Origin of the sequence: Methylomarinovum caldicuralii (assembly GCF_033126985.1) — a bacterium.
GTDB classification, from domain to species: Bacteria; Pseudomonadota; Gammaproteobacteria; order Methylococcales; family Methylothermaceae; genus Methylohalobius; species Methylohalobius caldicuralii.
This window is the reverse complement of sequence record NZ_AP024714.1, coordinates 2351079-2370770: the sequence shown is the minus strand read 5'-3', so window position 1 is coordinate 2370770 and position 19692 is coordinate 2351079. Positions and strand designations below refer to the sequence as shown.

At 65.3% G+C, this 19692-nt stretch carries 21 protein-coding genes and 1 tRNA gene; 12 read left to right on the top strand and 10 right to left on the bottom strand.

Going from position 1 to position 19692, the window contains the following annotated elements; genetic code table 11:
- The first annotated feature begins 419 nt into the window (after positions 1-419).
- On the top strand, positions 420-1754 hold the full coding sequence (gene ltrA / locus MCIT9_RS11985; RefSeq protein ID WP_317705110.1) for a group II intron reverse transcriptase/maturase: 1335 nt from the start codon (positions 420-422) through the stop codon (positions 1752-1754).
- A 71-nt stretch (positions 1755-1825) separates the two neighbouring features.
- Here ltrA and tnpC read toward each other — a convergent pair whose 3' ends face one another.
- From tnpC to glyQ, 6 genes are all read right to left on the bottom strand, one after another.
- The gene (tnpC, locus tag MCIT9_RS11980; protein WP_317705109.1) at positions 1826-3292 is read right to left on the bottom strand and encodes an IS66 family transposase; all 1467 of its coding nucleotides are present in this window, start codon (positions 3290-3292) and stop codon (positions 1826-1828) included.
- 85 nt (positions 3293-3377) lie between these two features.
- Positions 3378-3755 carry a zf-HC2 domain-containing protein gene (locus tag MCIT9_RS11975; protein WP_317705108.1) on the bottom strand — a complete coding sequence of 126 codons (378 nt, stop codon included), beginning with the start codon at positions 3753-3755 and terminating at the stop codon, positions 3378-3380.
- A 12-nt stretch (positions 3756-3767) separates the two neighbouring features.
- Complete coding sequence (locus tag MCIT9_RS11970; RefSeq protein WP_317706747.1) at positions 3768-4325, bottom strand: RNA polymerase sigma factor; 558 nt, start codon at positions 4323-4325, stop codon at positions 3768-3770.
- Positions 4326-4670: 345 nt separating this feature from the next.
- Positions 4671-5405: a lysophospholipid acyltransferase family protein gene (locus MCIT9_RS11965; RefSeq protein WP_317705107.1), complete on the bottom strand. Its 735-nt coding sequence runs from the start codon at positions 5403-5405 to the stop codon at positions 4671-4673.
- Positions 5402-7480 carry a glycine--tRNA ligase subunit beta gene (gene glyS / locus MCIT9_RS11960; RefSeq protein ID WP_317705106.1) on the bottom strand — a complete coding sequence of 693 codons (2079 nt, stop codon included), beginning with the start codon at positions 7478-7480 and terminating at the stop codon, positions 5402-5404. Before glyS ends, MCIT9_RS11965 begins: the two co-directional genes overlap by 4 nt.
- Before the next feature lie 159 nt (positions 7481-7639).
- Positions 7640-8542 carry a glycine--tRNA ligase subunit alpha gene (gene glyQ / locus MCIT9_RS11955; RefSeq protein WP_317705105.1) on the bottom strand — a complete coding sequence of 301 codons (903 nt, stop codon included), beginning with the start codon at positions 8540-8542 and terminating at the stop codon, positions 7640-7642.
- A gap of 78 nt (positions 8543-8620) precedes the next feature.
- On the opposite strand from glyQ, the gene MCIT9_RS11950 reads away from it, so the two are divergent.
- From MCIT9_RS11950 to rsfS, 5 genes are read left to right on the top strand one after another with little or no spacing between them, the layout of a single operon-like run.
- On the top strand, positions 8621-9103 hold the full coding sequence (locus MCIT9_RS11950) for an LPS-assembly lipoprotein LptE (RefSeq protein WP_317705104.1): 483 nt from the start codon (positions 8621-8623) through the stop codon (positions 9101-9103).
- Positions 9093-10133 carry a DNA polymerase III subunit delta gene (gene holA, locus MCIT9_RS11945; protein ID WP_317705103.1) on the top strand — a complete coding sequence of 347 codons (1041 nt, stop codon included), beginning with the start codon at positions 9093-9095 and terminating at the stop codon, positions 10131-10133. The genes MCIT9_RS11950 and holA overlap by 11 nt, the downstream gene beginning before the upstream one ends.
- A complete protein-coding gene (locus MCIT9_RS11940) occupies positions 10130-11392 on the top strand; it encodes a glutamate-5-semialdehyde dehydrogenase (protein WP_317705102.1) in 1263 nt (420 codons plus the stop codon). Before holA ends, MCIT9_RS11940 begins: the two co-directional genes overlap by 4 nt.
- Complete coding sequence (gene nadD / locus MCIT9_RS11935) at positions 11393-12025, top strand: nicotinate-nucleotide adenylyltransferase (protein ID WP_317705101.1); 633 nt, start codon at positions 11393-11395, stop codon at positions 12023-12025.
- Entirely contained in the window at positions 12022-12363 is a 342-nt protein-coding gene (rsfS, locus tag MCIT9_RS11930) for a ribosome silencing factor (RefSeq protein WP_317705100.1), read from the top strand. The genes nadD and rsfS overlap by 4 nt, the downstream gene beginning before the upstream one ends.
- 9 nt (positions 12364-12372) lie before the next feature.
- Here the strand turns inward: rsfS and MCIT9_RS11925 are convergent, their stop codons facing one another.
- From MCIT9_RS11925 to thiD, 4 genes are read right to left on the bottom strand one after another with little or no spacing between them, the layout of a single operon-like run.
- Positions 12373-12666, bottom strand: a complete 294-nt coding sequence (locus MCIT9_RS11925) for a thiosulfate oxidation carrier complex protein SoxZ (RefSeq protein WP_317705099.1) — start codon at positions 12664-12666, stop codon at positions 12373-12375.
- Positions 12666-13088 carry a thiosulfate oxidation carrier protein SoxY gene (locus tag MCIT9_RS11920; RefSeq protein WP_317705098.1) on the bottom strand — a complete coding sequence of 141 codons (423 nt, stop codon included), beginning with the start codon at positions 13086-13088 and terminating at the stop codon, positions 12666-12668. The genes MCIT9_RS11925 and MCIT9_RS11920 overlap by 1 nt, the downstream gene beginning before the upstream one ends.
- Positions 13085-13714 carry a thiamine phosphate synthase gene (gene thiE, locus MCIT9_RS11915; RefSeq protein ID WP_317705097.1) on the bottom strand — a complete coding sequence of 210 codons (630 nt, stop codon included), beginning with the start codon at positions 13712-13714 and terminating at the stop codon, positions 13085-13087. The genes MCIT9_RS11920 and thiE overlap by 4 nt, the downstream gene beginning before the upstream one ends.
- A gap of 2 nt (positions 13715-13716) precedes the next feature.
- Positions 13717-14481, bottom strand: coding sequence for a bifunctional hydroxymethylpyrimidine kinase/phosphomethylpyrimidine kinase (gene thiD, locus MCIT9_RS11910; RefSeq protein WP_317705096.1), 765 nt, complete (start codon positions 14479-14481; stop codon positions 13717-13719).
- Positions 14482-14549: 68 nt separating this feature from the next.
- Between thiD and MCIT9_RS11905 the strand changes: the two genes are divergently transcribed.
- The 6 genes from MCIT9_RS11905 (at position 14550) to thrS (ending at position 19685) form a co-directional block, all read left to right on the top strand.
- Entirely contained in the window at positions 14550-15026 is a 477-nt protein-coding gene (locus MCIT9_RS11905) for a DUF5063 domain-containing protein (protein ID WP_317705095.1), read from the top strand.
- A 104-nt stretch (positions 15027-15130) separates the two neighbouring features.
- Positions 15131-16498, top strand: a complete 1368-nt coding sequence (locus tag MCIT9_RS11900) for a hypothetical protein (RefSeq protein WP_317705094.1) — start codon at positions 15131-15133, stop codon at positions 16496-16498.
- Positions 16499-16506: 8 nt separating this feature from the next.
- Positions 16507-17049 (top strand): FMN-binding protein, encoded by a 543-nt coding sequence (locus tag MCIT9_RS11895; protein WP_317705093.1) that lies wholly within the window; start codon positions 16507-16509, stop codon positions 17047-17049.
- Positions 17049-17555 (top strand): hypothetical protein, encoded by a 507-nt coding sequence (locus MCIT9_RS11890; protein ID WP_317705092.1) that lies wholly within the window; start codon positions 17049-17051, stop codon positions 17553-17555. The genes MCIT9_RS11895 and MCIT9_RS11890 overlap by 1 nt, the downstream gene beginning before the upstream one ends.
- Positions 17556-17607: 52 nt before the next feature.
- Positions 17608-17684 (top strand) — tRNA-Val (locus tag MCIT9_RS11885).
- Between the two features lie 60 nt (positions 17685-17744).
- A complete protein-coding gene (thrS, locus tag MCIT9_RS11880) occupies positions 17745-19685 on the top strand; it encodes a threonine--tRNA ligase (RefSeq protein ID WP_317705091.1) in 1941 nt (646 codons plus the stop codon).
- Positions 19686-19692 lie beyond the last annotated feature (7 nt).

The following is a 19692-nucleotide window of genomic DNA, read 5'->3' as shown; positions in this document are numbered from 1 at the left end:
TGCGAAGCGTACACAGGGGGCCTGTAGGCCGCGTGATGGAGCCTCGAAAGTACGGAATGCGGAGCCGACGTTGTTGAACGGACGGAAGGCAACAGGGGTGGTGCTGTACTGGCCTGGCATCACCCCTCCGCCGGGGTCGAAGAGCGGGGCATGCAGGGCAAGGGTCGCCCAGGAACCTGGGAGGGCTCGAACACTCCCTGCGGGAAGAGCGGTGCGGGCGCCGTGTGAGAAAAGGTCCAGGCCCATCGGAGCGGTGTCCGGCCGATGGGAGCGAACGGGACACGAAGCAGGGTACCGGCGCGCGAAGGCGACGAAGCGCGCTGGGAAGGTGATCGAGCAATCGGAGCCTGCTGATAGTACCTGAGAAGTCGGGGAACCTGCCCCAAGGGACCCGATGGAGGGAAGCGGCAGGTCGGACGATGGGGCTTTCGGAGGGACAGATGGCCGGGACATCGAGCCAGGAGAACATCTCAACACGACAACGGAAGCTAGCGGAACTGGCCCGGATCGAACCGAAGCTGGAACTGACCACGATTGCCCACCACATCGACGTGGTGTGGCTGGAAGAAGCCTGGCGGCGCACCCGCAAGGACGGGGCCGCCGGGGTGGACGGCGTGACTGCATCCCAATACGCAGCCGACTTAGAGGAGAACCTGACGCGCCTGCTGGAACGGTTCAAGACCGGCCGGTATCGGGCGCCTGCGGTACGGCGCGTCCACCTGCCCAAGCCGGGAACGGGAAAGACCCGCCCGATCGGCATTCCCACGCTGGAAGACAAGGTGCTGCAACGGGCGGTGCTGATGGCGCTGGAACCCATCTTCGAGCAGGACTTTCTCGACTGCACCTACGGGTTCCGGCCCGGACGCAGTGCCCACCAGGTCCTGGAGAGGCTATGGGGCGGGCTGATGGCCATGGGCGGTGGCTGGGTCATCGACCTGGACATCCAAAACTTCTTCGACGACGTGGACCGGGACCGGCTGCGGAACTTTCTGGGGCAGAGGGTGCGCGACGGCGTGATCTGCCGCGCGATTGGTAAATGGCTGAATGCCGGTGTCATGGAAGGCGGACAGCTTCACTACCCCGAACAAGGGACACCGCAAGGTGGGGTGATCTCCCCACTGCTGGCCAACCTCTACCTGCATCACGTGCTCGACCTGTGGTTCGAGCAGACGGTCAAACCGCGACTGCAAGGCAGCGCCTTCGAAGTCCGGTTCGCCGACGATGCGGTCCTGGTGTTCGAACGGGAAGAAGACGCCCGGCGGGTATTGGCCGTTCTGGGCAAGCGCCTGGCCAAATACGGCCTGCGTCTGCACCCGGACAAAACCCGCCTGCTCGACTTCAGAAAACCCGGACGGAAAGGCCAGAGCTTCCAATACCTGGGATTCACCCACTACTGGGGACGCTCAAGGAAAGGGCGTTGGGTCGTCAAACGCAAGACCGCCCAAGCCCGGCTCAGCCGCTCCCTGCAGGCGATCAACCACTGGTGCCGGATGCACCGCCACTGGCCGGTTGCAGACCAACAAGCGGCCCTGAGCCGCAAACTCAAGGGGCATTATGCCTACTATGGGATCGTCGGCAACAGCCAATCGCTGGCCCGCTTCCTGTACGAGGTCAGACGGCGCTGGTACAAATGGTTGTCCCGCCGCAACCGGGAACGGATGAACTGGGACCATTTTGGGCGGCTGTACAAACGATACCCACTCCCCCCACCGCGCGTGGTTCACGGAATTGCCCGTTGCGTAGCGACGCCATAGTCCGAGGAGCCGGATGCCTTAATCGGGCACGTCCGGATCTGTGGGAACCGCGGGTGAGCAATCGCCCGCGGTCACCCGGCCGGGCTTGCCACTGGAAGTGGTTGAGGTTCCGGCAGGGGCAGGCGGAAGGTGACCTCGCCCTCTGCCATGCCCTGGGCGCAGATGGTCCGCAGGGTCTGATAGACGCCGATCTTGAGGCGCTTGCAGGTTTCGACCAGCGACAGGATCATGGGGCGGAAGCAGTCACCGCGATGCGACTGGCTGAAGAAACGGGTCTTGCGCCAGATGACATAGGGGCGTAGGGCACGCTCTGCCGTGTTGTTGGTCATCGGTACGCCGGGATGGTCCAGGAAGGTCCAGAACCTGGGAAAATCGTCCAACAACTTGCGGCAGCTGCGACCGGTTTTGTTGTCGCCATGTCTTTGGGCGGCCTGTTCCAGTTCGCGCCGGAAGAGGGCTTTGAGGCGTTCCAATCGCCTTCGGTAGCGGTCGGATGGGTAATGGCTCTGTTGCCAGAGCTTGCCGTAGTGAACCGTCAGGCGGGCGGCCCGGAGCAGGCGTTCGCCATCTTCGCCGGCCTGTCCCTTGCGCCCGGCGATCCGTTCCAGGTTGCGGATGAGATGCGCCCAGCAGTATTGGTGTGAGTCCTGGGGATGGTCGTTGTAGGCCCCGTGGCGGTCGGTCACCAGGATTCCCTGGAAATCCCCCAACAGCTCACCGGCCGCACCCTTGCCGCGGGAATAATGGGTCAGGAAATACGCCATCTGATCGGTCGTCAGCGCCCACAGCCAATAGATGCTGCGGCCCCGGTAGTGGCGGGTCTCGTCGGCATGGGCGATCAGCGCTTTTCTGACCGCTTCGCCAATCTGGTTGTAGACCGGACCCAGCCACGCCTGCAGCGGGATCTGGCTCTGGCTGATCGCCCCCAGGCTGAATTTCAGACCCCATTGTTCTTCCAGCAGCGCTTCGACTTCCCGCAGCGACAGGTGATAGCGCCCCGTCATCAAGCCAATCCACGCCACCAGCCCAGGTCCCATCTGGCCGCGGGGAACCTCATCCGGTAGCCGCCCCTGGTGCTTCTCACCACACCACCCACAGCGGCCTTCATACACCCGGTGTTCGACCACCCGGTAACGAATCTCGGGCAGGTCGAACACCTGATGGGGACGGAATCCCCGCACCGCCACCGACCCACCGCACTCGCAGCGGCCATGGGGAAAGTAATGCCGGACCTCGTCCACTGCTTCTGCCGGAACCAGAGCCCGCTCGTGCCCGGGATGTCCCACCTGCGCCCCTTTCTTGCGTCCCGTCGGTCGCTTGCCCTTGCGCTCGGCGCGCTTCTTCGGGCTGTCCTGGGAAGGTGGTTGGGAGGAATTGTCGGACCCCAAGGACAACTGTTCCTCCAGTTCTTCCACTCGCGCCTGGATCTGCTGAAATTCTCCCAGCGCCCGCCAAAGCGCTTCGATCACCCGGTGGCATTCCTCCACCGTCTCGGGCAAGGGAGGTGGGCGGCTCAGCTCCAGATCAAGTCTTTCCATGGCCCGTATTCTCCTGAATCTTCAGGCACTTGGCAAGACCGTGAACGGGTACGCAGGCTCCAGGGCAGCCACCTTTTCCAACCGTTCATGACAGCTCCCAGGGGGACAGATCTTCCCAAAACACCTGTTCCACCACGGTGGACTGGCGGCCGTAAGCCTGCCCCAACTGGAAGCCGATCACCGCCACGCCCAGCCAGGCAGCCGCCAGTCCCGCTGCCAAGTACCAGCGCCGCCGTCGGGGCAGACGCAGACGCTGGGCCCGGCTGACGACGGGTAGCGGAGCTTCGGCGAGGGGTTGGCCGGTCAGTTTGAACCCTGCCAGCGCCAGATCCAGGCAGCGCTCGCAGGACGCCATATGGCTCTCCAGCGCCTGCCGCCGCGATGGCGTCAGGCGTCCTTCGGCAAAAGCGGCAAGTTCCAACAGTGTTGGGCATGACTGATTTTGCAGTTGCTTGGGTTTCATCGTTGACCTCGCTCAGTGATACGCAGATTTGGCTTCAAATCTCCCCCCGTTCTGAAAAAATTTGCGAAGTTTCTGTAACGCCTTGTTTTTCATGCTGTGGATGGTCTGCACTTCGACCTGGAGAAAGTCCGCCGCCTCCTGGGGGGAGAGACCCTTTTCCAGCAGCAGTTTCAACACCAGACGCTGGCGTGGGGACAGCACACCTTCCGGAATATCCAGACTCTCAGCCCTGGGAAATGGGGCCGGTGTTCCGGTTTCCGGAACCTGTTCCAGAGGAACGGTTTCCGGGCGCTGGCGGCGCAGATGATCGAGGGTGGTGCTGCGGGCCACCAGGGTCAACCAGGTGGCAAGTCCAGCCTTTTCCGGATCGTACTGACGCAGCAGGCGGAAATCGTCCCGGATCAGACGGAGAAAAACCTCCTGACAAAGCTCCTCCGCCTCCTGCGCCGGGCCGTTTTCCTGCAAAGTCCGCAGAACGACGGTATAAATCAGGTTTCGCCACCGCATGACGAAACCTTTCCAGGCCGTTTGTTCCCCTCGGAGGAGGCGTTGGATTTCGCGCTTTTCCATGAAGGCCTTCTCAATGCTGGCCGGTGTCGCATCCACGGCGAGTTTGGCCTTGAGCAGAACGACACCGCGCCCAACCATCACTCGGTGGGCATGCGCCTTGATTCTACACCGTCTTCTGATCGCGCCCCGGGAAGTATCGGTGGGCAGGACGGTGATGTTTCGGTCTGGCAAGACGGTCTGCCGGATGGGGGTACTTATCCGCTATCACTTCCGGGGGAGGGGACGGGCAGATCCCTAGCCCGGGGCAGCAAATTGACAGGGTTAAGGCGGCACAGGAGAAACTAACCGCCGACGAAGAGGACGGGGGTCAGTGTCATATAGAGCAGGCTTTGCAGTGGAGGCGCCTCATGGGCGGCTGATCTTGGCCATCGTCGCCTCGATCCATGTCTCGGCCCTTCGGTTGATCTCATCGGCCGGCAGTTCGGCCCCGTCCAGCACCGGGCCGATGACCAGGGTGATGGTGCCGGGATACTTGACGAAGCTGTTGCGGGGCCAATATTCGCCGGCGTTGTGGGCCACGGGCACCACGGGTACCTTGGCGCGGGCCGCCAGCACCCCGCCGGAGCCGGCGTAGCGGCGCCGCTCGCCGGGGGCGACGCGGGTGCCCTCGGGGAAGATGATGATCCAGTGGCCTTCCTCAAGGCGTTGCAGTCCCTGTTTCATCAGCGCCACCATCGCCTTTTTCGGCTTGCTGCGGTCTATGGCGATGTGGTGGTAGCGGGCCAGGCACCAGCCGAAGAAGGGAATCTTCAGAAGTTCCTGTTTGAGGACGAAGACCGCCTTGGGAAACAGCAGGAACAGCATCAGGGTTTCCCAGGCGGACTGATGCTTGCTGAGGACGATGCCGTTGCGCCGCGGGATGTTCTCCAGGCCCCGGATGTCCCAGTCGATGCCGCAGATCCAGCGCAGGGCGGTGAGGATCGAGTTGGCCCAGAACCGTGCCAGGTGGTAGCGGTATTCGTAGCGGGGCAGGGCCGAGACGGCGAGGACGATGGGGGTCAGCACCACGGTGATGGTGGTCTGGACCAGCAGGAACAGGGCCGAACGCAGGAGAATGAGGGGCGTGGGGCCTTTTCTCATCCCTGCAGCCTCGAGATGTCGGCGATCCGCAGGAACAGGCGCGCCACCTGGGCCAAAAGATCGAGGCGGTTGCGGCGCACCTGAGTGTCCTCTACCATCACCATCACCTGGTCATAAAAGGCATCGACCGTATCGCGGAGCTGGGCCAGACGTTTGAGGGCGGCGGTGTAGTCGTGTTTGGCCAGCAGCGGCTCGACGTCGGTGCGGGCAGCCAGCAGTTCCCGGTAGAGAGCGTGCTCGGCCTGGCTGTCGAAGCGGGCGGGATCCGGTTCGCCCGCCTGGTCCAGCGGCAGCTGCGCCTGGCGCAGAATGTTGCGGATGCGCTTGTTGGCGGCGGCCAGGGCTTCGGCCTCCGGCAGCCGGCGGAAGGCGTGGACCGCCTCGATGCGGCGCAGGAAATCGAGCAGACCGGCCGGCGCCACCGCGGCCACGGCCTCGAACGCGTCGGGGCGGAAACCGCGCTCGGCCAGATAGCCGCGCAGGCGCTCGAGGATGAAGTCGAACACCTGGGCGGTGGTGGCGTCAGGATCGAAATCGTGGCTGTGGAGATTGGCCGCCTCGCTGAGTATCTGCTTCAAATCCAGTTCCAGCCCGCCTTCGATGATGATGCGGATGATGCCGAGGGCGGCGCGGCGCAGGGCGTAAGGGTCCTTGGCGCCGGTCGGCACCTGGCCGATGCTGAAGATGCCCACCAGGGTGTCGAGCTTGTCCGCCAGCGCCAGGGTGCGTCCGGCCGGGGTCTTGGGCAGCCGGTCGCCGGCAAAGCGGGGCAGGTACTGTTCCTCCAGAGCGGCGGCGACTTCCGGGTCTTCCCCTTGGGCCTGGGCGTAATAGCGGCCCATGATGCCCTGCAGCTCCGGGAATTCCCCCACCATGTCGGTGACCAGGTCGGTCTTGGCCAGCCGGGCGGCGCGGCGGGCCCTGGCGGGATCGGCGCCCACGTGGGGGGCGAGCCATTCGGACAGCTTCTCCAGCCGCCGGGTCTTGTCCAGCAGGGTGCCAAGACGCTTCTGGAAGATGATGCCGGCGAGCTTGTCCAGGTGCCGTTCCAGGGGAATCTTCAGGTCCTGGTTCCAGAAAAACTCGGCGTCGCTCAGGCGCGGGCGGATGACGCGCTCGTTGCCAGCCCGGACCGTGTCCGGGTTTTTGCTGTCGAGATTGGCGAAAGTGACGAACCTGGGCAGCAGGGCGCCGCTTGGGTCCAGCACCGGAAAGTATTTCTGGTGCGACTGCATCACCGTGACCAGCACTTCCTTGGGCAGTTCGAGGAAGCGCTCCTCGAATGTGCCCACCAGTCCCACCGGCCATTCCACCAGGGCGGTGACTTCGTCGAGCAGGTCGGCGTCGATGTGGGCGCGGCCGCCGTGTTCCCGGGCCAGCTTTTCCGCCTGCTGGCGGATGTGCTCGCGGCGTTCCCCGAAATCGGCGATCACCCGGCCTTCGCCGAGCAACAGCTGGGGGTAATGATCCGGCTGGGTCACGGTCAGCGGGCGCGGGCAGTGGAAGCGGTGACCGCGGGTGGCGTTGCCGGTGGTGACGCCGAGCATCTCCGTTTCGATCACGGTCTCGCCGAACAGCAGTACCGCCCAGTGAACCGGACGCACGAACTCGGCCTCGCCGGCTCCCCAGCGCATGCGCTTGGGGATGGGGAGGGCGGCCAGGGCCTGGCGCAGGATGTCGGGGGCCAGTTCCGCCGCCGCCCTGCCGGGCTGATGGATGCGGCACAGCAGCCAGGCGCCCTTGTCGTTTTCCAAAGTCTCCAGGTCCTTGACGGCGACGCCGCAGCTTTTGGCGAAGCCCAGCGCTGCCGGAGTCGGTTTGCCGTCAGCGTCGAAGGCGGCCTTGAGGGCCGGGCCGCGGCGTTCGACGGTCTTGTCCGGCTGGCGTTCGGTCAGGTCGTGGACCAGCAGGGCCAGACGGCGGGGGGCGGCGTAGGCGTCGATGGTGGCGAAGGCGAGATCGGCCTGTTCCAGACGGGAAGCGGTTTCGTCGCGCAGGGCGGTCATCAGGCGATGCAGGGCCTTGGGCGGCAGCTCCTCGGTGCCCAGTTCGAACAGCAGGTCGCGGGTGTTCATACCAATCCTCAAAGATGGTGTCTTAGGGTCATGCACATGAAGGGGGTCGGGTACGGGTTTTCGGGGTGTACGCGGCCTGTACGGCCGCGTTCAAGCCTCCAGGGAAGGATTCACTGCGTCCCCGAAAACCCGTACCCGACCCCCGCTCCGGGACCGGCATCATGCCGTTTCCCCCCGCAACATGGGGAACCCCAGCGCTTTGCGGCGCTCGTAATAGGCGTGGGCGACCCCGCGGGCCAGTTCCCGCACCCGCAGGATGTAGCGCTGGCGTTCGGTCACCGACAGGGCGTGACGGGCGTCAAGCAGGTTGAAGGTGTGGGAAGCCTTGAGGACCTGGTCGTAGGCCGGCAGGGGGAGTTCGGCTTGCAGCAATTTCTTGCATTCGGCCTCGTAATGGTCGAAGGCGCGCAGCAGGAAATCCACGTCGGCGTATTCGAAGTTGTAGGCCGACATCTCCACCTCGTTCTGGTGGAACACATCGCCGTAGGTGATGACCTGGTCGCCGTTTCTGGCCCAGACCAGATCGAAGACGCTTTCGACCGCTTGCAGCACCATGGCGATGCGTTCCAGGCCGTAGGTGATCTCGCCGGACACGGGACGGCAGTCGAGCCCGCCCACCTGCTGGAAGTAGGTAAACTGGGTGATCTCCATGCCGTCGAGCCACACCTCCCAGCCCAGACCCCAGGCCCCGAGGGTGGGAGACTCCCAGTTGTCCTCGACGAAGCGGACGTCGTGCTCCAGAAGATCGAAGCCCAATTCCTCCAGGGAGCGGAGATACAGGTCCTGGATTTCCAGCGGCGAGGGCTTGAGCAGCACCTGGAACTGGTAATAGTGCTGCAGCCGGTTGGGGTTCTCGCCATAACGGCCGTCGGTGGGGCGGCGCGAGGGCTGGACGTAGGCGGTGCGCCAGGGCTCGGGGCCGATGGCGCGCAGGAAGGTGCCGGGATGGAAGGTGCCGGCGCCCACCTCCATGTCCATGGGCTGGAGGATGGCGCAGCCCTGGCGGCCCCAGTAGTCCTGGAGGGCGAGGATCAGTTCCTGGAAGGTTTGCGGGTGGCTCACGGTCGCTGGCCTGTCGATTAAAAGCGGGTATTATACGGTTTTGTCCATGAAGTGGGATATTGCACCGTGATGCGTCTCATGCCGTTGCTCATTGCCCTGCTGTTGACGGGGTGTGGTTTCCACCTGCGCGGGGCGGTCGAGCTGCCGCCGGACAAACGGGTCGTCGCCCTGCAGGGAATCGGCCTTGATGATCCCTTCGCCCGCGATCTGGCCATGTTGCTGGATCTGGCGGGAGGACGGCTGACGGGCGATCCGGCCCAGGCCGGCAGCGTGGTGATCATCCACGGCATCGACCAGCGCCGCCAGGTGGTGTCCCTGGACGAACACGGCAAGGCCATCGAATTCGAGCTGATCTATCAGGTCCGCTTCGAGGCCCGCACGGCGGACGGCAAGCCGCTGCTGCCGCTTCAGAGCATCACCCTGCGGCGCATCTATCTCAATACCCAACTGCAGGCCATCGGCAAGGCCGAGGAGGAAAGCCTGATCCGCGAGGAGATGCGCCGCGAGGCGGCCCGGACCCTGCTGCGGCGCCTGCAGCGCGCCCTGGAACATGCGGATTGACTATCCCCAGCTGGCTTCCCGGCTGAAGCAAGAACTGGCGCCGGTCTATCTGCTCTACGGCGACGAGCCGCTGCAGCTGACCGAAGCCGCCGACGCCATCCGCCGCGCCTGCCGCCGGCACGGTATCGGGGAGCGCCGGGTCTTCAGCGTCCTGCCGGGATTCGACTGGAACGACCTGGCGGCCGAAACCGAGGCGCTGTCCCTGTTCGCCAGCAGCCGCCTGCTCGACGTGCGCGTTCCGGAGGGCAAGGTGGGCCAGGAGGGCGCCCGGGTGCTGGGGCGCTACGGCGACGCCCCGCCGCCGGACACGATCCTGCTGCTGGTGTTGGAAAACGCCCCGCCGGCGGCGCTACGGGCCAAATGGTTCCAGAAGCTGGAAAGGATCGGCCTGGCGGTGCAGACCCGCACCCTGCACGGCCGCGATCTTTTGGCCTGGCTCCAGCGCCGCGCCAATGCCTGCGGCCTGCGCTTGAGCGGCGACGCCCTGCAGCTGCTGGCCCTGCGCACCGAGGGCAACCTGCTGGCGGCGGCCCAGGAGATCGACAAGCTTCATGTCCTCTGCGGCGAAACCGCCATCGGGGCCGAAGACCTGGCGCGGATGGTCGCCGACAGCGCCCGTTTCGACGTCTTCGACCTGACGGAAGCCTGGCTGGCCGGCCAGCCGGGACGCTGTGACCGCATCCTGAGCACTTTGCGGGCGGAAGGGACGGTCCCCGCCGTGGTATTATGGTCGGTCACCCGTGAAATCCGCACCCTGCTGGCCTTGCAGGACGACCGCCGCCGGGGCCTGCCGGTGGCCGAAAGCTGCCGGCGCCTGGGGATATGGGCCCGGCGCCGGCCGCGGCTGGAGGCGGCCTGCCAGCGCCTGGCGCCGGCGTTGCTGCACCGGGCGCTGCGGCTGGCGGCCCGGATCGACGCCTGCATCAAGGGTCAGGCGGCGGGCGATCCCTGGGAAGGGCTGCGCGCTCTGTGCCTGACCCTGGCCAGCGGTGAGATTCCCATGATGACCAGCGAAGCGAGTGAGCCATGACCATCGACGACATCCACGCCTACATGCAGACCGTGGGCCGCCAGGCCCGCGAGGCATCCACCGCCGTGGCCCGGGCCGCCACCGGGGCCAAGAACGACGCCCTGCTGGCGATGGCCGAGGCCATCGAGGCCGGCCGCGAGCGCATCCAGATGGAAAACCAGCGCGATCTGATCGCCGGGCGCGAACGCGGCCTGAGCGAGGCGCTGCTCGACCGTCTGACCCTGACCGACGCCCGCATCGCCGCCATGGCCGAGGGCCTGCGCCAGATCGCCGCCCTACCCGATCCGGTCGGGGAGATCAGCGACCTCAAGTACCGTCCCTCCGGCATCCAGGTGGGCCGGATGCGGGTGCCGCTGGGGGTGATCGGCATCATCTACGAGTCCCGCCCCAACGTCACCGTCGATGCCGCCGGCCTGTGCCTGAAGGCGGGCAACGCCTGCATCCTCCGCGGCGGCAGCGAGGCGATCCACTCCAATCAGGCCCTGGCGGCCTGCATCCGCACCGGTCTGGAAACCGCCGGCCTGCCGCAGACGGCGGTGCAGGTGGTGGAAACCACCGACCGCGCGGCGGTGGGGGAACTGCTGCAGCTGGACCGGTACGTGGACGTCATCGTCCCCCGCGGCGGCAAGGGCCTGATCGAGCGTATCGTCGCCGAGTCGCGCATCCCGGTCATCAAGCACCTGGACGGGGTCTGCCACGTCTATCTCGACGAGCGCGCCGATGCCGACAAGGCCGTCCGCATCGCCGTCAACGCCAAGACCCAGCGCTACGGGGTCTGCAACGCCATGGAGACGCTGCTGGTGCACGAGGCGGTCGCAGCCGAACTGCTGCCGCGCCTGGCCGAGGAATACGCCCGCCATGGGGTGGAGCTGCGCGGCTGTGCGTGCACCCGGGAAATCATCGACTGCCGCCCCGCCACCGAGGACGACTGGCGCGCCGAATATCTGGCGCCGATTCTCGCCATCCGGGTGGTGGACGGTCTGGATCAGGCCATCGACCACATCAACCGCTACGGCTCCGGGCATACCGACGCCATCGTCACCGAGGACTACAGCCGCGCCCGCCGCTTCCTGCGCGAGGTGGATTCCAGTTCGGTGATGGTCAACGCCTCCACCCGCTTCGCCGACGGCTTCGAATACGGCCTGGGGGCGGAGATCGGCATCAGCACCGACAAGCTGCACGCCCGCGGTCCGGTGGGGTTGGAGGGGCTGACGACGCAGAAGTTTGTCGTGCTCGGCGACGGCCAGATCCGCACCTGAATGATCGGGATCTACGGCGGCACCTTCGATCCGGTCCACTACGGTCATCTGCGCACCGCCCTGGAAGTGCAGGAAGCTCTGGGGCTGGATCAGGTCCGCTTCGTTCCCTGCCGCCAGCCGCCCCATCGCCGCCCGCCGCGGTTTTCCGCCGCGGAGCGGCGCCGGTTTCTGGAAGCGGTCCTGGCCGACGCCCCGCCCGGGTTCGTGCTCGACACCCGGGAGCTGGAACGTCCCGGCCCCTCCTACATGATCGACACCCTGGACTCGCTGCGGGCGGAGCTGGGGGATGTGCCGCTGGTTCTGATCCTGGGGCTGGACGCCTTCCTGGGGCTGCCGGGCTGGCACCGCTGGCAGGAGATCCCGCAACGCGCCCATCTGCTGGTCATGGACCGGCCGGGCTACCGTCCCGACTGGCCGGCACCGCTGGCGCCGGAGGTCCGGCGGCGCTGCTGTGACGACCCGGGGGAATTGCGGCGCGCTCCTGGCGGTCGAATCCATTTCCTGCGGGTGACCCGGCTGGAGATTTCCGGCACCTTCATCCGCCGCTGTCTGCAGGAAGGCAAAAGCCCCCGTTATCTGTTGCCGGATACGGTTTTAAGGTTGCTTGAATCCACTTCGACGGAGCTTGCATGAACCCCGACGATCCTGTTCTCGACTGGGTGCTAGACGCCCTCGACGACCTCAAGGCCCGCGACGTCACCGTGCTGGACGTACGCGGCAAAACCTCGGTGAGCGACTACATGGTGGTGGCCTCCGGCACCTCCGATCGTCACGTTCACGCCCTGGCCGACAACGTGGTGGAAAAGTTGGCCGAGCACCGCATCAAGCCCCTCGGCGTGGAGGGGGAGCATTCGCGCGACTGGGTGCTGGTGGACCTGGGAGACGTCATCGTCCATGTGATGCTGCCGGAAACCCGCGCGTTCTACCAGCTGGAAAAGCTCTGGCAGGTGGAAGAGGAAGAAAGCGGGTAGGTCTGAAGCTCAGGGCAGCTCGATCTCCGTCTCACCCCCTTCGCCCCGGTTGTTGCGCCATTCGATCCGCAGGCGGCTGTCGGGCTCGACCCCATCGAAGCGGAAGTTGAAGAAGGGTTCCGGTGCGACGGCCGGTCCCAGATGGCTTTCCACCAGCAGCTTTCCCTCCGCCAGCAGCGCCACATAGGCCAGGTGCCGGGCCGGTGGTTGATCGCGGCTGGTCCAGGCCGCGTGCTCGGGAAAATACAGCCGGATTTCCACGCTGCCGTCGCGGTGCCGCAGGCTGCGGTGTTCGATGCGCATCAGCGACAGCCCTGGGAAACGTTGATCTTGGCGCTTTGGTGGAAATAGCGTCCGCGGGCGCGGACGACGGCGATGATCTCGCTGTCTTGGTACAGGCGCAGATGGGTGCGTACCTGCGGGCGGGTCTGGGGGGAAAGGAGGAAGCGGGCGGCCAGCGGCGTGGGAGAAGGGGTGACGAACAGGGCGATCAGATCGGTTTCCCGCAGCCGGCAGTCGACGCTGACCGGCACCGCCTGGCGCGATTCGGCCCGGCGCGGCAGGGACAGACCGACGCCGTAATGGAATTTGGTCTCCTCGCCGGAAGTCAGCTCGTAAACGGCAGGAGGCAGCGGGGTCGCGGCGCTCCGTCCCAGCCGCAATCTTCCCAGACCTCCCAGCAACAGCAGTTGCAGCCAGCGCCGCCGGCTCCAGTGTTGCCTCATGCCGTGGGCCAGAGCCGGTTGAACGCCTGTGCCGCGGTCCGGGGGTCGGCCGCGGAGAACAGGGCGCCGATGACGGCGACCAGGTCGGCGCCGGCTTCGATAAGCTGCCGGGCGTTGTCCGGCGTGATTCCGCCGATGGTGACGATGGGCAGGCGCAGTCGGCTGCGGGCGCGCGCCAGCAAATCCAAAGGCGCAGGGGTGGCCTCCGGTTTGGAGGCCGAGGGAAAGAAGGCGCCGAAGGCGACGTAGGTGGCCCCGGCGGCCTCGGCCCGACGGGCCCGTTCCAGCGCCGCATAGCAGGAGACGCCGACGATAGCGCCTTTCCCCAGGCGTTCGCGGGCGTGTTCCAGGGAGGCGTCGTGGCGTCCCAAGTGGACGCCGTCGGCGCGGATTCTCAGCGCCAGCTCCACGTCGTCGTTGACGATCAGCGGAATCGCGTATTCGCGGCACAGCGCCGCCACGGCGGTCGCCTGGGCGGGTGTCAGGCGGGCCTGTTTGTCCCGCAGCTGGAGGACGCGGGCGCCGCCCTGCAGCGCCGCCTCGATGCGTTCCAGCCAGCGGTCGAAATCGTCGTCAGGGGCGGGGGTGATGGCGTAGAGGCCGGTGGTCGGGAAGGGGAGGGGCATGCTCAGCTCCAGAACAGACGCTCGGGAATCGGCTGTCCCTGACCCAGGCGGAAGCCGTATTTGATCGCGTTCCAGGTGTATTGCTGGGCCTTGCGGGCCGCTTCTTCCAGTTCCAGCCCCCGCGCCAGCAGGGCGGCCAGGGCGGCGGCCAGAGTGCAGCCGGAACCGTGGGCGCTGGCGGGCAGCTTCTCCCAGGTGAAGGTCTTGTGGCTGCCGGGAAGATACAGGGTGTTGTAGATCAACGGCGTGGGTTCGTCGCCCCCGGTGATCAGCACCGCCTGACAGCCCCGTGCCAGCAGGGCCTCGGCGCAGCGTGAGGGCAGGGTTTCGCCGGTCAGGCGCCGGGCCTCGTCGAGATTGGGCGTCAGCACCGTGGCCAGCGGGACAAGCTCGCCCAGCAGGACGTCGATCAGCGCCTCGTCGGCCAGTTCCGAACCGCCGCCGGCCTTGAGGATGGGGTCGAGCACGGTCACGGCGGGCGCCCCCCGCAGCCTGTCGGCCACCAAGGCGGCGATCTCCGCCGAGCCCAGCAGCCCGATCTTGACCGCGTCGAAGTGGATGTCGGCGGTCAGATGCTGCCATTGTTCCGCCAGGGCGGTGGGAGATTGGGGATAGAGGCGGTAGACGTTCCGGGTGTCCTGGGCGGTGAGGCAGGTGACGAGGGTGGCGGGGTGACAGCCCTGGCTGGCGATGGCCTCGATGTCGGCCTGGATGCCGGCGCCGCCGGTGGGGTCGTGGCCGGAAATGGCGAGAACGGTGGGTTTCAACCTGGGGATCCTGACGGGATCGTCTACACTTGGATTGAGATCGCGCTTTAAAGGCGGATGCCGAAACAGTGGATAACGATTATACCAAGCTCGTGGGCGTGGTTGGCGCCTTTTGCCGGACCGTTGATCACATGGAAGATTATCAGCGCCTGCCCTGGCTGCAGACCATCGGGGCGCAGCTGGAGGAGATCGACGCCGAGATGAGCCGGCTGCGGTTGGAATTGGCGTGCCAGTTTTTCATCTTACCCGATCTGGATTTTCGTTTCGCCATGTTCTGCCGCCTCAAGGATTTCCTCGGCGACTGGGACGGATACCCTCTGCCCGGCGACGATGCCGCCGATCCTGACGATCATAGCGGCAGCCTGGCCGACGACTTGACCGATATTTACTTCGAGCTCGACCGGGGACTGGTGCTGTACCGGGATGACCCCGCCGATCCCCTGCCCGCGGTGCAGCTGTGGCACACCGGTTACGTCCTCCATTGGCGGGAGCATCTGCATGACGCCCGCTGCCATCTGAAGGCCTTGTTGCCGCGCTTTGCCTGACCGATGTCCAGCCTCTCGAGCCTCTAATGAATTTGATAACCATTATCATTTAGATTAAAATCAGCGCTCGCTTTATTTATGACAATGGATAAGGGAGGTTCGCGATGAAGAAAACATCATGCCCGGTCACAGCCGCCCTGACCCTGGCTCTGGCGGGGACGGCACCGGCGGCACCCATGCCGTCGCCTGAGGCGTTGTGGGAAATCGTCCAGAAACAACAAAAGGAGATCGAAGCCCTCAAGGCCAAGCTGGAAGAGAAAGAAAAGGAAAAGGTCGAGGCGAAGGTTGCGCCCGAGGCGGTCAAGGAGCTCAAGCGGGAAACCGGCATCCTGGCCCAGGAGCTGGAAAAGATGCGCACCCTGCTGGTGATTCCGGAGGAGCCCAAGTACAAGAGCATGTACGGCCTGGGGCCGGCGGCCTCGAAGGTCTATCAGGTGGGCCGCGGGCTGTCGATCGGCGGCTACGGCGAAGGGCGCTACCAGATTTTCACCGGCGACCAGAACGGCAACAAGGACAACGCCGATTTCGTCCGCCTGGTGCTTTACACCGGCTACAAGTTCAACGACTGGCTCCTGTTCAACAGCGAGCTGGAGTTCGAGCACGCCTCCACCGGCAAGAAGGGCGAGGTTTCGGTGGAGTTCGCCGCCCTCGATTTCTTCCTCGATCCCCGTGCCAACGTCCGGGCCGGGATGGTGCTGATGCCCATGGGCTTCCTCAACCCGATCCACGAGCCGCCGTTCTACTTCGGCAACAACCGCCCGGAGGTGGAGCAGCGCATCATTCCCTCCACCTGGCGCGAGGTGGGGCTGGGGCTGTTCGGGGAAATCCTGCCGGGGCTGAGTTATACCACCTATGTGGTCAACGGCCTGGACGCCACGGGATTCTCCGCCCGGGGGATTCGCGGCGGCCGCCAGGGGGCGAGCAAGGCCAAGGCGGAAAATCTGGCCTGGGTGGGGCGGATCGATTATCAGGTGCCGCAGCTGACCGGCCTGACCGTGGGCGGCTCGGCCTATATCGGCCATTCCGGCCAGGATGAGATCGGCAGCGCTGCGGTGCTGACCCAGCTCTACGAGGGCCACCTGCAATGGAAATACCGCGGCCTGGAAATGCGGGCGCTGGGCGCCTGGAGCCACATCGGCGATGCCGGCAAGGTCAGCCGGGCGGTGGGAGAGGCGGTCGGCCGCGAGCAGTTCGGCTGGTATGCGGAAGCCGGTTACGACATCATGCCCTGGATCCGGCCCCAGTCGACCCAGTACCTGGCGCCGTTCTTCCGCTACGAGCGCTGGGACACCCAGGCGGAGGTCGCCGGCGGTTTCACCCGGAACGGCAATCTCGACCGCCGGTTGTGGCAGATCGGGGTAAACTACAAGCCGATTCCCAATGTGGTCATCAAGGCCGACTACCGCAATATCGATGCCGATCAGGGCGAGGTGGCGGACGAGCTCAATCTGGGACTGGGCTTCATTTTCTGAGGCGTTTTATGCAGCGTATCGTCACGCTTTGGCTGGGCCTGGCGCTGGCAGTCTTCTCGGCTGCCAGCCCGGCCCGGGTCTATTACAGCAAGCAGGAAGCAATGGATCTGGCCTTCGGCAAGGAGGCCGCGGTCGAAATGAAAACCCTGTTTCTGACCGAGGCGCAGCGCCGGGCGATCGAACGCCTGGCGTGGGTCAAGCTGGAATCGAGTCTGTACACCTTGTATGTGGGCAGGCGCGATGGCCGGATCGTCGGCTATGCCGCCATCGAAACCCATACCGTGCGCACCAAGCCGGAAACGCTGCTCATCGTGCTGGATGCAAACGGAGAACTGAAACAGGTCGAGGTGTTGGCCTTTCACGAGCCGCCGGAATACCAACCGCCGCAGCGCTGGTTCGCCCGGCTGCGGGACGTTCCCCTGGATGAGCTGCGTCTCGGCGCCGGGATAGACGGTATCAGCGGGGCCACCTTGAGTTCCCGGGCGGCGCTGGACAGCGTGCGCAAGGTGCTGGCGCTGTACCGGGTGGCGATCGCCGGGGAGGGGGGGTGATGCGCTTCTTCGTCAGCGGCGAGCACTACCGCAAGGCCTTGCTCTATACCTGCATCCTGCTGTTTCTGGGATATCTGGTGCTGTTCGCCGTCAGCGCCGCGTTGATGTACTTCAACCACATGGACCTGAGTCCGGCCTCGGTGGTGGACTACTATCTGGGCAACGAGGCCGAATTCCGCCCGCCCCGTTCCTATCAGAGCCTGCTGGAGGTGAGCCACTTCCACCTCTTCGCCCAGGGGATGCTGGCCATGACCCTGGTGCATCTGCTGCTCATGACGGAATTGCCGGTGTGGCTGAAGATCGGCCTGGGGGCCACCGCGTTTTTCAGCGCCGTCGCCAACGAGGCCGCCGGCTGGCTGGTGCGTTTCGTCCATCCGGCCTTCGCCTGGCTGAAGGTGGGAACCTTTCTGGCTCTGGAGGGGTCGTTGCTGCTGCTGGTGCTGTGCATCGGCGGCTCGCTGCTGCGGCCTGTCGCCCGCCCCCGTCCCTGGCACCGCAAACGCTGAAAACTTGGGGTTTACAAACCTGAGCTTTTGATTCATAATTGCAAATCTCTTTAGGCGCGTAGCTCAGTTGGTTAGAGCACCACCTTGACATGGTGGGGGTCGTTGGTTCGAATCCAATCGCGCCTACCAGTTTCTCGAACAAGAAGCATCGCCCGGCGATGCTTTTATTTTTTGTGTGGTGACACGGCCATGCCGACGATTACGCTGCCCGACGGAAAACAACTGGCTTTCGACCATCCGGTGACGGTCAGGGAAGTGGCCGAGGCCATCGGTCCGGGCCTGGCCAAGGCCGCCGTGGCCGGCAAGGTGGACGGTCGCCTGGTCGATCTCAGCCACGTCATCGACCACGACGCCCAGGTGCAGATCATCACCCCCCGCGAGGAAGAGGGGCTGGAGGTGGTGCGCCATTCCACCGCCCATCTTCTTGCCCAGGCGGTCAAGGAACTGTACCCCGAGGCCCAGGTCACCATCGGGCCGGTCATCGAGGACGGCTTCTACTACGACTTCGCCTACGAGCGCCCCTTCACCCCGGAAGACCTGGACAAGATCGAAAAGAAGATGCAGGAGCTGGCCAAGGCCGCCCTGCCGGTCGAGCGCCGGGAGGTTCCGCGGGAGGAGGCGATCGAGTTCTTCCGCCGCCAAGGGGAGGAATACAAGGCCCGGATCATCGAGGAGATCCCCGAAGGGGAGGTCATCTCCCTCTATTCCCAGGGGGATTTTACCGACCTATGCCGCGGTCCCCACGTGCCCGACACCGGCAAGCTCAAGGCCTTCAAGCTGATCCGGGTGGCCGGGGCCTACTGGCGCGGCGACGCCCGCAACGAAATGCTGCAGCGCGTCTATGGCACCGCCTGGGCCGACAAGAAACAGCTCAAGGATTACCTGCGCCGTCTGGAGGAAGCCCAGAAGCGCGACCACCGCCGCCTCGGCAAGCAGCTCGACCTGTTCCACATCCAGGAAGAGGCGCCGGGGATGGTGTTCTGGCACGACAAGGGCTGGCGCATCTATCAGGCCATCGAGCAGTACATCCGCGCCAAGCTGCGCCGGAACGGCTATCAGGAGGTGAAGACGCCGATGGTGGTGGACCGCTCCCTGTGGGAGAAGTCGGGGCACTGGGACAAGTTCGGCGACATGATCTTCACCACCCACTCGGAGAACCGCGACTACGCCATCAAGCCCATGAACTGCCCGTGCCACGTGCAGATCTACAACCAGGGCCTGAAGAGCTACCGCGACCTGCCGCTGCGCATGGCGGAGTTCGGTTCCTGCCACCGCAACGAGCCTTCCGGCACCCTGCACGGGCTGATGCGGGTGCGCGCCTTCACCCAGGACGATGCCCATATCTTCTGCACCGAGGCGCAGATCCAGGACGAGGTGTCCCGGTTCATCGACCTGTTGTTCGAGGTCTATCGCGACTTCGGTTTCGATGAGGTTCTGGTCAAGCTGTCCACCCGCCCGGAGAACCGGGTCGGCAGCGACGAGATCTGGGACAAGGCGGAACAGGCGCTGGAGGAAGCCCTCAACCGCAAGGGACTGGACTGGGAGCTGCAACCGGGGGAAGGGGCTTTCTACGGTCCCAAGATCGAGTTCGCCCTCAAGGACTGCCTGGGTCGGGTCTGGCAGCTCGGCACCATCCAGGTGGACTTCTCCATGCCGGGACGCCTGGGAGCCAGCTACGTGGCCGAGGACGGCTCGCGGCAGACGCCGGTGATGCTGCACCGCGCCATCCTGGGGTCGCTGGAGCGCTTCATCGGCATCCTCATCGAGCACTACGCCGGGCTGCTGCCCCTGTGGCTGGCGCCGGTGCAGGCGGTGGTGCTCAACATCACCGACAACCAGCGCGAATATGCCCTGGAGGTGGAAAAATTCCTGAGCGCTCAAGGTTTTCGGATCGAATCGGACTTGAGAAACGAGAAGATCGGCTATAAAATCCGCGAGCACTCCATGCGCCGGGTGCCCTATCTTCTGATCGTCGGCGACAAGGAAATGGCCGCCCGCCAGGTGACCGTCCGCACCCAGCAGGGCAAGGATCTGGGCGCCATGAATCTGACCGATGTGGCCGCCTGGCTTCAGGCGCAGGTGGCGGCCAAGGGCGTCGTCGTGGATGAACAGGAAACAACAACCAGCTGAGGAGAGA